The organism is Algoriphagus faecimaris, from assembly GCF_900101705.1.
GTDB lineage: Bacteria > Bacteroidota > Bacteroidia > Cytophagales > Cyclobacteriaceae > Algoriphagus > Algoriphagus faecimaris.
In genome coordinates this window covers 49885-64573 of the sequence record NZ_FNAC01000007.1, presented here as the reverse complement: position 1 = coordinate 64573, position 14689 = coordinate 49885, and the positions used below count along the sequence as shown (strand labels likewise).

Annotated in this window: 7 protein-coding genes; 6 read left to right on the top strand and 1 reads right to left on the bottom strand. The window is 40.4% G+C overall.

The features are described 5' to 3' along the window. Positions 1 to 44 precede the first annotated feature (44 nt). The 6 genes from BLQ57_RS21605 to BLQ57_RS05215 are packed head-to-tail and all read left to right on the top strand — an operon-like array spanning position 45 to position 13431. Positions 45 to 7904, top strand: a complete 7860-nt coding sequence (locus BLQ57_RS21605) for a PKD domain-containing protein (RefSeq protein WP_087938293.1) — start codon at positions 45 to 47, stop codon at positions 7902 to 7904. Beyond that, complete coding sequence (locus BLQ57_RS05235; RefSeq protein ID WP_087938294.1) at positions 7904 to 8896, top strand: N-acetylneuraminate synthase family protein; 993 nt, start codon at positions 7904 to 7906, stop codon at positions 8894 to 8896. The genes BLQ57_RS21605 and BLQ57_RS05235 overlap by 1 nt, the downstream gene beginning before the upstream one ends. Next, a complete protein-coding gene (gene neuC / locus BLQ57_RS05230) occupies positions 8896 to 10050 on the top strand; it encodes a UDP-N-acetylglucosamine 2-epimerase (RefSeq protein WP_087938295.1) in 1155 nt (384 codons plus the stop codon). The genes BLQ57_RS05235 and neuC overlap by 1 nt, the downstream gene beginning before the upstream one ends. Before the next feature lie 7 nt (positions 10051 to 10057). Next, positions 10058 to 10744 carry an acylneuraminate cytidylyltransferase family protein gene (locus BLQ57_RS05225; protein ID WP_087938296.1) on the top strand — a complete coding sequence of 229 codons (687 nt, stop codon included), beginning with the start codon at positions 10058 to 10060 and terminating at the stop codon, positions 10742 to 10744. Between the two features lie 12 nt (positions 10745 to 10756). Further along, a complete protein-coding gene (asnB, locus tag BLQ57_RS05220; RefSeq protein ID WP_087938297.1) occupies positions 10757 to 12463 on the top strand; it encodes an asparagine synthase (glutamine-hydrolyzing) in 1707 nt (568 codons plus the stop codon). Next, positions 12460 to 13431, top strand: a complete 972-nt coding sequence (locus tag BLQ57_RS05215) for an MraY family glycosyltransferase (RefSeq protein ID WP_169712713.1) — start codon at positions 12460 to 12462, stop codon at positions 13429 to 13431. The genes asnB and BLQ57_RS05215 overlap by 4 nt, the downstream gene beginning before the upstream one ends. Before the next feature lie 198 nt (positions 13432 to 13629). On the opposite strand, the gene BLQ57_RS05210 is transcribed toward BLQ57_RS05215, so the two are convergent. Next, the gene (locus BLQ57_RS05210; RefSeq protein WP_087938299.1) at positions 13630 to 14670 is read right to left on the bottom strand and encodes an ATP-grasp domain-containing protein; all 1041 of its coding nucleotides are present in this window, start codon (positions 14668 to 14670) and stop codon (positions 13630 to 13632) included. Positions 14671 to 14689: the final 19 nt, after the last annotated feature.

Here is a 14689-nt window from a genome sequence, read left to right as displayed (position 1 = left end):
ATTTTCGCTTGTAAGGCGACCTATTTGTAGTCAAGACTGAAAGTATGGTGAAAATTTCTACCCAAACACCAAATTATCCCCTTTTCCTGCTCTTTTTCGGAGCATGGCTGTTCTTACTGACCTTTTTTCAGAACCAAGTTGTAGCGCAGACAGTAATTATTCCTAGGGATGGTTTTCCCTATTGTGAACCATTCACAAACTCAACAACAAGAGCAAATACCGTTTTTGATGGTATTCCGAATCCTGCTTTTTTGACAGCTGGAGCCGGAGATCCAGAAGGGGGCGGCTACTTACAATTGACAGATAATACCACAGATGAAAGAGGGTATGTTTTTATAGACTTACCTTTCTCCTCTGCCTATGGAATCAAAGTCAGTTTTGAATATTTTGCTTACGGAGGGATTAACCCACCTGCCTTTGCTGATGGAATCAGTTTTTTCATGTTTGATGGCGATATTGGTCCTTCTGATTTTCAGATTGGAGGATTAGGAGGATCTTTGGGATATGCTCCTTGGAGGAGAAATGTAAATATGACTGCAATACCAGATCAGCCAGGATTGAAGGGAGGGTATATAGGTATAGGGTTTGATGCTTTCAGAAATTGGGGCAATGAATATGAGGGTAGGTTTGGTGGATTTAAGGATCCTTCAGGAGAGGGGTTTGGTCCCGTACCAGATGAAAGACAATATTATAATTCAATAGCTATTCGAGGTCCAGAGAGCGTGAATTACCAATTCATTGATGGAAAGAGAACTTTTAGCCGAAGCTTTTTAAATGAGGAACAACCGCTAGTCTACACAGATCCGATTGACCCTGGATATTACCTCTTTAATTCATTGGACCCTGTTGATTATTTAGCAAGAAGGTTTAAGATCGGTGCTGACAATTTGGCGGAACTGTGTACTCAAGATGGATATAGAAAGGTTTTTATCGATCTTTTCCCCATCGGTGGAGGTAACTATCTTGTTACTGTCGACATGTTGGTCAATAATGGTGGGACGCTTAGGTTAGAAAATATATTTACAGATGTTCCTTATAATTTTCCTGCGCCTAAGAATTTAAAGATTGGGTTTGCGGCTTCCACAGGAACTCCAAATACAAATTTTCATAGAATTCGCAATGTAACAGCACAAGTTTCAGATTATGCGTCCATCCCTATCCCCGAAATAGATGATTTACGTGCTGAGGTTTGTGAAGGGGATGAAAATCTCTTTGAATTTGATGTAAACTTGACAAGCGATAACTCGTTCCTTAGATGCGTTCAATTATTTGAAAATAATCCTGGTCCACCAGATAATTCTCCGCCTACTGGAGGTGATCCATCACTGACAAACTGTGGGTTATCCAACGTTTGTATCGAAAAGTGTGATCCAAATAATAATTCTATAACCCTCCCTGGTAAAGGAACCTTTACTGTTGAATTGGAGGAATTGACAACAGGTAATTTTGATGAAGAGCGATTCGCTGCAAGTGTTAGGTTCATACCGGAACCAGGTTTTGTGGGAACAGCAGAGATTTATTACCAGGTTCTTGATAATTATGGTTTACTTTCCGAAGCAAACACCATTACGGTAGTTTCTAACCCTGATCCAATAAAAAACCAAGATCCAACCATTACAAACCCTACCTGCGATGGTCAGTCAGATGGTTTATTAGCGGATCTAATTGTAGGCGATTTAGTCGCTGGTTTTGATTATGAATGGTTATTCAATGGGATTTCTATAGGAAAAACTGGAGCGAGTGTAGGTCCCCTGACCGGTGATGAAGCTTCTTTTGAATTGCAGGGTTTAAATATTGGTACTTACACTCTTGTAGTTTGGAACCCTTCCGATAATGGAAGATGTGAGACTCGTATTGATGTTACAGTTGATCAGGAACAAGGAACTCCGGTTGATATTGAGCTTAATGACCAAGTAATATGCGAAGGGCAAGAGGTTAATTTTAATCCGATCATAGACCCTGCTTTTGGCTCTGATGCAGGAGCCGAATTTTTTTGGTATTTGTCGGCAGACCGAGCTGGAGGTGCTATAACAAATGGAAGTACCCGTGTCATAGATGGGGAAACGATCAGCTTTCAAATAATTAATGAAAGGGAAATTGTAATATCGGGTTTAGTTTCCAACGGGAATAGTTTTAAAGATTATGTTTTTTATGTAGAAGCCAAAGAAGATAATCCTGGTGGTAATTTCTGTCCTTACATTGGAGATGTTTTATCAGTAGCCAGAGTAACAGTCTATCCACCACTAGACTTCACTGCTTCAAAAACCTCAGATGATTTTTGTCTTGAAAATACAGGGAGTATTCAAGCTAATGAAGCTAACGCAAGTGACATCACTTATTATCTTACGGACCCAAGTGGCAATATTGTAGACACCAATACTTCCGGAAATTTCACCGGCTTGACCAAAGGAAATTATGAGGTTTTTGCGACTTCTACTAACCCTGCTTGTAATAGCGAAATCATCGAATTTGAAATCCTAGGCCCTGATCAACCCCTCACTTTGGTTCAAGGCAACACCCTCAATGCTTTTTGTGGGGATCCCAACGGTCAACTGGACTTTACTATTGATGGGGGTAATGCGGGCTATACAGTTTCGCTAAATGGGACAGTGCAGAATGGCTTGACGCCTACAGGAAATTTATATTCTATACCAGGTTTAGCAGCTGGAACTTATACCATTCTGGTATCAGATACTGAAGGATGTACAGCCCAAATCTCCATGACTATTTCCGGAGACCCCATTACACAATTTGACTCGACTGATGACGAGATTTGCGAAGGAGAAACAGCCACGCTAAGCCCTCAGGTGATAGAGCAAAGTAGCTCTACTCCAAGTTATACTTGGTTCTATCAGGACGGGTCAGGAAATTATATCCAAATCAACAATGGAGCCTCGGATGGGCAAGGAACATTTACGCTTAGTGGAGATGAATTACAAGTTGCAGGTCTAGCATCATCCAACTCCCCCTACACCTATTATCTACAGGTAAATGGAAGCAGAGTCTGCGATCAAGGTTATATTCCTGCAGAAATCATAGTGAATCCTATTCCGGCATTGGATACACCCGTTTTAAATATGATTTCCTGCTTTGGAGCAAATAATGGATCCATTCAAGCACAGGTTAGTTCCGGGAACCTTTCAGACTTTAGCTACAGCCTTGTTGGAAATAACAGCTATACCAGTAATGGCTTCCAGTCCAATAATGGCTTATTTACCAACTTAGCTCCAGGTACTTACGAATTGACGGTACGTAATGCAGGTAACTGTGAGGCCATTATCTCTGATTTGGTTTTGACAGCCCCCCCACTTCTTGAGTTAGTTGAGTTGAATGCTATAGATGCAAGTTGCGAGGAGAATAATGGAGAGATAAGTTTCGAGATTTCTGGAGGAAGCCCTGATGCTTCAGGTACCTATTCAATTACCGTAAATGGAGCTGATATTTCCTCTTTTGGTACAGATCTCACACAGCCCACTTCGAATACGTTTACAATCTCTAATTTGGGACCGGGTACTTACCAAATTGAGGCGAGTGATGATAACGGATGTCCAAGCTCTCTTACCATCCTAGTGGAAGATCTTCCAACTCCGGAATTTGATGTGGTAGATGTATCTATTTGTGAAGGAACTGATGCACTATTAACACCTGTCGTGGTAAGTAATACGATTGGAGCAATTCCTAGCTATCAATGGTTTAAGGAAGATCAAGCAAATCCCGGTCAATACCTACCAATTAACGATGGGGATCAAGAAGGGAATATCTCTTACTCCATCACTTCTGGAGAATTGACCATTTCCGGTTTGATCAACTCCAATAGTCCTTACACATTTTACCTTGAAGTTACCGGTGATGGTGTTTGTCCTGATGACTTGATACCTGCTCAGGTAGAAGTCCTGAAAATTCCTGAGGCGATATTTAGCGCTGAAAATGTATCCTGTTTTGGGGGTAATGATGGGACGATTAGTCTCGAGAGTTTGGATCCAAGCGGTAGCTTTACTTTTACGATTGTTGAGACAGGTGAAGGCAATACTTCAGGAGACTTCTCTAACCTTGGAGCAGGAGTTTATACAATTAGGATTCAGGAAGATGGAGCCCCTTGTTTTTCTGAAGAAGTAATAGAGATCACCCAGCCCGATGAGCTTCAAATCTTAAACGTAAATTCCACCAACCCTACCTGTGGGGAATTTAACGGATCATTTTCCTTTGAATTGATTGGAGGAACTCCCGATTACACGATTCAAATTAACAATCTGCCTATTACAGATTTCTCTAATAGTCTGAATGGAAATCAATATGAAATCAGAAACTTAGAGCCAGGTACCTATTCGGTAGAGGTGATTGACGGTAATAATTGCTCTTTGTCGGTTTCAAACATGGTCAGTTTGGTGAATGATGATGGCTTGACCGTTGCTTTAGAGCCCATGGAAAGCGAAGTATGTCTAGGTTTGGAGGCAGTCATTCTCCCTGAGTTTACCAGTTCGCTTCCAGTTACTCCTGTTTTGAAATGGTATAAGGACGCAGCCTTGACTCAGACTGTTACCAATGGGACAGATGCTGAAGGCATCAGCTATCAGATAGACGCATCCAATGGGGAATTAACTATTGAAGGCTTGCCTGAAGGAACTAGAAATTACTATTTGGAAATTTCGGGACCGGGTATTTGTACGCTGGTAGAAACAGCAGAGGTCATGATATATCCAGCCCTTACCGCTAGCTTTGCTATTGACAATATCACTTGTTTTGGGGATACGGATGGATCGATTACCGTTAACCCAAGTGGTGGAAACGGGAATTTTGAAGTCAGTATGAATGGAGGCCCTTTTACGGGCGATTTGATTTATAATAACCTAGCTGCTGGTGATTACACTTTTGAAGTCCAAAATGATATAGGATGTGTTTACACCGAAACGGTGACTGTAGAAGGACCAGATCAAGCTATTGAAATCAATAATCCAACGATTGTCAGAGCATCTTGTGATTTGGACAATGGAAGTATTCAGGATTTAGTGATCAGCGGTGGATGGGGAAATTATACCGTGGAATGGAGAAGAGGTTCTGAAACAGGCCCAATTGTTCCAGGGACAGAGACAGGCATTACTGATTTAGCTCCTGATACTTACTTTCTATTGCTTACGGATGCCGAAGGATGTCCAGCTATTTTTGATTTTGAAATTGAAGAATCCTCTGATCCAGTGTATCAAATCGTACCCCCAATCAATGATTGTGTGGGAAATGATGTGCGGATTAGACCCATTCATTTGGCTCCAGATCCTTCTTTGCCTCCTGCCGCGGCTACCGAAGTGAGATGGTACAAGGAGCCCGGTCAGGTGAGCTTAATAGCTGATGGTCCCGATCCGGATAATGCTTCTATCGAGTATAGCATAGATGACTCTGATTGGTTAAATCCTGAATTGTTGATTACAGGACTTCCGGCAGGAGATTATACCTATTATTTCTACGTGGTCTGTACAGGACAGGAATTAGAGGTGGAAGTGAGCATTTACGATACGCCAGCGGTTACTTTGGAAGTTTCTCCAATCACCTGCTTTGGGGATAGTAATGGAACAATCAGTTTTACAGGGGGAACCAACGCTGATTACACTTATAGCCTTGATGGCGCTAGTCCGGTGGATCAGGCTGCTATTGAATCTCTAACTCTTCCGGCAGGAGATTATCAGCTAGAGGTATTTACGCCAGCTAGTTGTTCTCAGGTAATTGATTTCACCATTGAGGGTCCAACTGCCCCTCTCGAAGCCTCTCCATTGACAGGAATAGATCCTGGCTGTGGATCGGCAAATGGAAAGTTATTTACGACAATCACCGGAGGCTGGGCCCCTTATGAAATAGAAGTATTCAGAAATGGGACAAGCATAGAAAGCCACACCTCAAGTGATGGGAATGTTGAGCTTGACGGCTTTACCATAGGGGAATATTATCTTGTGATTACCGACGCTGAAGGTTGTAGTATAAGTACAAATACACTCGAATTAGTCGATGGGCCTACACAAATCCTTGTTGATGAAGTGGAGGTTTGTGCTAATGATGTGGCTACCTTAAGTCCAATCTTAGACCCGCTAGCTTCAAACACTACGTTCGAATGGTATTTTGATCAAGCATTGACGCAGCCAATCAACAGTAGTGCGACGCCGGCTTCGGATGGATTGATCTATCAGTTTGATTCAGGAACTGGGGTACTGAATATTTCAGGATTTGATACCAATGGGGCCACTTTAACCTATTTTGTGACAGTTAGCGGACCTTCGGTCTGTGAAGGTTTTGTTGGAGAGGGTGTAGTAGAGGTATTTGGGATTCCTTCTGGTACAGCTACCGTTGTGGATGAAGTATGTTTTGGAGATGGGGGACAAATTACGGTTAACGCCACAGGCGGATCAGGTTCTTATACCTATAGTTTAAATGGTGGGGCATTTGTAAATGATCCAGTATTTAATGTGAGTACAGGAACCTACACCGTAGAAATATTGAGTTCTGCAGGTTGCAGTATTTTGTTGGAAGATATTGAGGTACGTGGTCCTGATGCTGCCCTAGAGGCGACAAATCTGGAATTGGATAGCCCAACTTGTGGTTTGGAAAACGGAATCATTCGGTTTGATATTAATGGAGGCTACCCAAGTTACACGGTATATTTCTCCAAAGATGGAGCTGCTGAAAATTCAATTGTTGTCAATCAGGCAGGCTCTGCTGAAATCCTAAATATTGGTGTAGGAAATTATCAGATCAGGGTAGTGGACGATGCTGGTTGTGAGATAGCTATTCCTCAAGAGATTGAAGTAACCGAAGTACCTACGGCTATTACTGCTGAGGATCAGCGTATCTGTTTAGGGGAGACGGCAACACTCACTCCAAGTGTACCTCAGAATATTCCCGATGAGATCTTTACTTGGTATTTTGATGCGAATGGTACTCAGCCTATTTCAAGTGGAACCAATGCTGGAATTACTTATAACATTGCTTCAAATGGAGCTTTGAGTATAGAAGGTCTAGAAGAAAGTGGGTCTCCATATACTTATTATGTCAATGCTATAGGGACTGGAATCTGTGGAATAGAGCCAAAACCAGTACAAGTCTTTGTGAATAGAATTCCTGACCTGCGGGTTTCCAATCCTTCGGTAGTTTGTGATCCGGATGGAACTGTGGACCTCACTCGATACATAGAAGGCTTTAATCCTGATGTATATGAGTATGATATTTTGTCTCCGGCAGGGACAGCCATGCAGCTTTCGGATATAGATGAAGTGGATTTATCGGGAGATTATCGTGTCAGCAGCAGCATCAAAGGCTCCGGCTGCTGGAATGCTCCTCAGCGAATTCGAGTAATCATCGCTGATGAGCTTTTGGTGGCTAATTTTGACTATGAGGTTGATCTAGGTGATGGAAACCTAATCAGCAATGATACTATTCAGATTTTTGAAGAAATCCAGTTTGAAGATTTATCCTTAGGAAAGGTGATCTTATGGACTTGGGATTTTGGCGATGGTACTACTAGTGGCGAGGTAAATCCTAACCATTTCTATGAGGAAGCAGGCACTTACACTATTCAACTTCAGGTCATCGATGAATTTGGTTGTGTATCTGTTTATGAGCAAGTAATTCAGGTTTCAGATGATTATTGGGTAAAAGTTCCCAATGCTTTCACTCCATTCCGAGCGGATGGTAAAAACAGCTTCTTCAAGCCTGTATTCAGAGGAATAGCCAGTATGGAGTTTTATATCTTCACCACTTGGGGGGAATTGATTTATGAATCCAACTCACTGGAAGATCAGGGATGGGATGGTCAGTTTAAAGGAGTAGAAGCTACAAATGGTAATTACGTCTATAGAGGCAAATTCACCAGTAATTCAGGAGAAGTAGTAGAAAAATCAGGGGTATTTATTTTGATTCGATAATGATAATTGCAGAAATAGCCCAAGCTCATGACGGTAGCTTGGGCAATGCGCATGCATTTATAGATGCACTTGCAACAACAGGCGTTGATGCTGTTAAATTCCAAACCCATATAGCAGAAGCTGAAAGTTCATCTTTTGAACCTTTTCGGATAAAATTTTCGAAGCAAGATGAGACTCGATTTGACTATTGGAAGCGAATGGAGTTCACTCCTGATCAATGGAAAGGTTTAAAAGACCACTGTCATGAGAAAGGAATGCAATTTATTTCATCACCTTTCAGTGTGGCAGCAGTAGATTTGTTAAATGAAATTGGGGTGGATGCCTATAAAATTGGCTCGGGTGAAATAGCTAATAAATTGATGCTCGAGCGTATTGCAAAGACAGGAAAGCCTGTCATCATGAGTTCAGGGATGAGTACAATGTATGAACTCGAAGAGGCTATTTCTTGGCTTAATGAGCAAAATGTTGACTTAAGTATCCTTCAGTGTACCACTGCATATCCCACGGACCCTGAGCAATGGGGATTAAATATGATCGGTAAATTGAAAGAAAAATTTAATATGCCCGTTGGTTTTTCAGATCATAGTGGAGATATTTTTGCTTGCCTTGCAGCAGCAAGCTTGGGAGCTGAATTATTCGAGTTTCATGTGGTCTTTGACAAAAGACAATTTGGACCGGACTCAATTGCTAGTATTTCTATAGATGATACAAGTAGATTGTGTAAAGGAATTAAACAAATCAAAAAATCTTTATCCCATCCAGTCGATAAAAACGACGATACTAAATTTAAAGAGTTAAAGCGAATCTTTGGAAAAAGCTTGGCTGTAAATAAGAAACTGGAAATAGGTCACTCAATTACTATGGATGATCTTGAGTCAAAGAAACCAGGTGATAAGGGAATTCCTGCGAATCAGTTTTCAAGCATATTAGGAAGGAAAACAAAGCGAAAAATGGAGAAGTGGGAATTTTTAAATTTTGAAGACCTCAATTAATGAAAAGAAAAATTTGTGTAGTCGTTACGGCAAGACCCTCTTATTCTAGAATAAAAACAGCACTTTCTGCGATTAAAAATCACCCAGATCTTGAGCTTCAGTTAGTGGTAGCCGCTTCGGCTTTATTGGATAGATATGGTTCAGCCGTTCAAACCATAGAGCGAGACGGATTCCAAATTGCAGCGAAAGTATTTAATGTCTTGGAAGGAGAAAATTTAACTGCCGCAGCCAAAACTACAGGGATTGGTATCCTTGAGTTATCTACGGTTTTTGACAATCTAAACCCGGATGTTGTGGTTACAATTGCCGACAGGTTTGAAACCATGGCTACTGCAGTAGCAGCATCCTATATGAATATACCCTTAGCTCATATTCAGGGAGGTGAAGTGACTGGAAATATAGATGAAAAGGTTCGTCACTCCATAACTAAATTAGCTGACTATCATTTTGTCGCCTCTGAAGATGCCAAGAAACGGGTGTTAGCATTGGGAGAAAATCCAGACTACGTCTTTAATACAGGATGTCCAAGCATAGACCTGGCAAAGAAAATAGTTAATTATCCATCTTTAGATTTTGATCCTATCACCAAATATGGTGGAGTGGGAGGTGATCCAAATATTAAACAAGGGTACTGGGTGGTCATGCAACATCCCGTCACTACTGAAGTTTCTCAGTCACGCCATCATATTGAGGAATCTTTGAAAGCAATGCATGAAATGAACCAACCTGTGCTTTGGTTTTGGCCTAATGTGGATGCCGGAGCAGATGGTACTAGCACAGGGATTCGATCCTTTAGAGAGAAAAACGATTTAAATCAATTTCACTTTTTTAAGAATATGGATCCGCTTGATTTTTTAAAATTACTCTATCATAGCAAAGGTCTAATTGGAAACAGCAGTGTTGGAATAAGAGAATGTGCATTTTTGGGGGTGCCCGTGGTAAACATTGGAACCCGTCAGAATAGGAGAGCAAGAGGAAATAATGTAATTGATGTAAACTACTCCAAATCAGAAATTCTCGCAGCCTTGCGATCAATCTCTGAGAGTCCTAGACCAATTTCATCCGATGTTTATGGTGGAGGGGATGCAGGCTTCCAAATAGCAAATTTATTGGCTGAATTGCCTCTAGTCTATCATAAAACAATAACACTTTAACAGTTCAATGAGAATTCTCGCAGTGATACCCGCGAGAGGTGGTTCCAAAGGTTTACCTGGCAAAAACATAAAAAATCTAGCAGGTAAACCGCTCTTAGCATACTCTGCTGAAGCCGCCTTTCGTTCCAAACTAATTACTAAAACTATTTTGTCAACTGATGATGAACAAATAGCTCAAGTGGGTAAGGATTTGGGTTTGGAAGTTCCTTTTTTGCGCCCATCTGAATTGGCACTTGACCACACTCCAACTGTTCCTGTGATTCAGCATGCCCTTTCTTTCATGGAAAAAGAAGATATTTTTGATGCAATTTGTCTTTTACAAGTGACATCTCCTTTTCGAAAAGAAGGATTAATTGATGAGGCAATTTCAAAATTTATCGAGTCCAAAGCTGATTCATTGGTGACTGTGCTCAGAGTTCCTGATCATTTCAATCCGCATTGGACTTTTGAGGCTGATAACGAGGGTAATTTGAAAATTGCAACGGGAGAAAATGAGTTGATTACTAGAAGACAAAATCTTCCCCCGGCTTACTTCAGGGATGGAAGTATTTACTTGGTAAAAAAAGAAGTTTTGATGGGAGGTAGTCTGTACGGTAAACGTATGTCCTATTTTGAAAACGATCCAAAATATTACGTCAATATAGATACTATAGAAGATTGGGTTAAGGCCGAAAACCTGATTTTAAAATTATAATCGCTTTAATTAATGTGTGGAATTAATGGTATAGTCGGGAAATTTGCAAACAAAACCGATATCCTTCAAATGTGTATGCTCACCAAGCATCGGGGGCCCGATTTTACAAATACCTATTATGAACCAGCAAAAATAGCCCTGGGTCATAATCGACTGGCGATTCTAGATTTGAAACCAGAGTCTAATCAACCGTTTCAATCACCTGATGGAAGATATACATTAGTTTTTAACGGGGAAATCTATAATTATATTGAACTCAAGTCCAGTCTAAAGGATTACCCTTTTTCTACTCAATCTGATACTGAAGTTTTATTAGCTGCATTCATCAAGTGGGGTAAAGAGTGTTTGAACCAGTTAAATGGGATGTTCTCTTTTGCAATTTGGGATAGCAAAGATGAAGTGCTTTTTGCCGCAAGGGATAGATTTGGCGTGAAGCCTTTTTATTATTCTTTTTTTAAAGATTCCTTAGTATTTTCTTCAGAAATCTCACCTTTTTTTAAAATTGGAATTAGTCGTACTCCCAATGAGTCTATTTGGGCGGGGTATTTTGTGAATGGAGAGTATCAAAAAGGTAAGCAAACTTTTTGGAAGGGGATTTATAGGCTTGGTCCAGGTGAAATGCTTACTTATTCTAGGAAAGAATTCAAAGTAGAAAAGTGGTATGATTTTATTCAAAGGACTACTGAGGCAAAGGCTAATTTACCCAAAGATTTAAAGTCGTATTTTAAAGAACTACTATTGGATTCCACCAGTCTTAGATTTCGGGCCGATGTTCCTGTTGGTTTCAATCTAAGTGGAGGTCTTGATTCCAGTATGCTATTGTCTCTGATTCAAAATCAATTTCCTGATAATTCCTCTATAGAAGCATTCACTTTTTACACAGGGGATGATAGGTATGATGAATTACCTTATGTTAAACAACTCGTCGAGGATTATTCCTTTCCTTTGAATCCTGTACTGATAACAGCCGATGAGATTCCCGAATTGACTTATCAGGAATCCTTTAAACAGCAAGAGCCTTTTGGAGGTATCCCTACTTTAGCTTATTCAAAAGTATTTCAAGCAGCTAGATCAAAAGGAATAAAAGTATTACTTGACGGTCAGGGGGCGGATGAAGTATGGGCTGGATACGATTATTATTTCAATGCAGTATCTACTAATATCCAAGGAGTGAAAAAAAGTCCTTATAGATTGAATGTCCTCAACTCCGAGTTTGCAGCAATTTATCAAAAGACTGAATTGGAGGAGCCTTTTGGAGAAAGATTGTTAAACTTACAATACAGAGACTTATTTTCAACTAAACTGGCAAGGGCTTTACGGTTTTCGGACAGGGTTTCTATGAGGCATAGTACCGAACTTAGGGAGCCCTTCTTAGATTATAGAATAGTTGAATCCGCGTTCTGTTTAGATGAAAATCTTAAGGTTCAAGATGGGAAACAGAAATGGTTGTTCAGAGAAATAGCTGGAGAATTTCTGAATAAAAGTATACGCTTAGCTCCTAAACGTCCACTACAGACCCCTCAAAGAGAATGGCTGTCTTCCGACCTTAAAGATTGGGTTAGCGAAGAAGTAAAGGAATTGGAAAACATGCCTTGGTTCGAGAAAAAAGAATTAAGAAAAGAACTTCAACGCTTTTTTGAAGGGGATATTGACAGTAGTTTCCATATCTGGCAATGGGTGAATACTTCTGTCATTCTGAAAAATCAGGAAACCACATGATGTTTGACCATACTCTTGTTTTTATTGTTTTAGGGATAGTCAGCTTTATCTATTTCACCCTAGCCAAAAAATTCAATATCACTGACAAACCCAATCATCGCTCTTCCCATACTCAGGTGACGGTCAGGGGAGGGGGGATTATCTTTCCCATAGCTGCCTTGCTTTGGTTCTTTTTGTATGATTTTCAGCATGCTTGGATGATTATTGGATTGGCGCTGATTGCAACGGTTAGTTTTTTGGACGACATGTATACTCTGTCCAGAAAGGTCCGCTTCCTTGTCCAATTTATTGCCCTATCCTTAGCATTTTATGATTTGGGATTGTTTGGACAATTAGACTGGTATTTTCTTCCCATTTTCTATTTTGTAGCCCTGGGAATTATCAATGCCATCAATTTTATGGATGGGATCAATGGGATCACCGGCCTTTATGCCATAGTTTTCTTTGGGTCTTTATTAGCACTCAATCAAGCACTTGAGATTTTTGAAGAAAACTTAATCAACTATCAGATCCTTGCCATTCTTGCCTTTTTGATTTTTAATCTGAGAAAAAGGGCTTTGATGTTTGCCGGGGATATCGGAAGTATTTCCATTGCCTATTTGATGATCTATTTTATGACTCAATGGTTCCTCAATGGAGGAGGATGGACCGTGGTCTTGATTCTTTTGATCTTCGGGGCTGATGTGTTTCTCACGCTGGGGACACGGCTTTTCAATCGGGAAAAGCTAACCGAACCACACCGAAAACATCTTTATCAGCTGATGGCCAATGAGGGTAGAATTTCCCACATTCTTATAGCCATCCTTTTTGCTACACTGCAAGGGATTTTTAATTACCTGGTTTTTATCCGAACAGGAACTACCCCGGATTCAATAGAAGGATTGGCAATTATTCTACTGACAGGATTGATGTATCTAGCCGTAAAAATCAATCTAAAACGAAAATACAATGCGTATTCGAATGGCTAAATGAAGGAATTAGACTAGGATAAGAGGACAATCATTCAGACTTATTCTCATCTTCTACCCCTAAACAAGCCCCGGTGTTTAGGGGTATTTTTTTTGGTTAAATTCGGATTGTATATCGAAATTATCCACTGTATTGTTGATTAGGCTTCGAAGCCAATCGCAACTAACCCCAAGTGCAAAGAAAGGGATTGAATACTATTAATTATAAGTAGTCAAATTCATAGCTCTAACTTTCACCATGGATATAGCTTTCATGGAATGAGTCCCTATCTCAGGGATCAAAGTTGTACTCTCATTGACCTCTTCCCCATTGACCCATTGAATCAATGCTAGGGGTAAGTTGATGCCGGCTAGATGTGAAAAAGGATAGCCACCACTGAAGCGAGGGTTAAACTCAAGTATATAACTTCCCTTAGCGTTGACTATTACATCTACATCGCAAACCAGGGGGTGTCTCAAAAAAGAAGCTATTTCCTGCCCTAATTTTTCAAGTTTTGAATCCGCCACAGTGACCACTGCTTCAGTCTCGCCCAACTTTCTGGTCAGCTTTTTATTGACGACCGTTCGTTTGTGGTTGCCTTCCAGATCATTTATAATATCAAGCATGTATTCCTCACCATCAATTTTCTCCATAATAAGGATTTCCTGACCTGGATCTTGCTGGCTTTCATGGCTTAGGTGAGAATTAATCACTTGTCTTTTGGCCTTTTTGTAAAAAAAGTGAAGCTCTTCACTATTTTCAGCTTCATAGGTAAATAATGAACCCATTCCCCATCTAGGTTTTATAATCACCGGAAAATTGGCTTTTCCCAATTTATGTGCTTCCTCAAAACTTTCAAGAGACAAGAAATTCTGAACGGTATCAAAGCCTTTGTCTTTCAGGAATAAGTAGGTCAAATATTTATCGTTTGCTAGCAGGGCAATATCTTCCGAAGGCGCTAATACGTAGATCCCCTCAGTCTGAAACAGAGGCTTTGCTTTTGCCAATACTGGCAAATCTAAATCAAGTAAGGGGACAATTATTTTGATAGCTTTAGCTTTACAATACTCCAGAAGAAATGAGATGTATTGCTCACTAGAAATAGGAGGAGCAATGGAATAGAAATCGGCATGATAGAGGGCCGGAGCATTTTCATGACTATTGATAGCATGGACTTTTCCATTATATTTCACCAATGCCTCCTTGAAAAAGTCTACCAGGTAGGTTCTGCGACCCGCACTTGTCAATAGTATATTCATATGCTTTTCCTTTTTAATT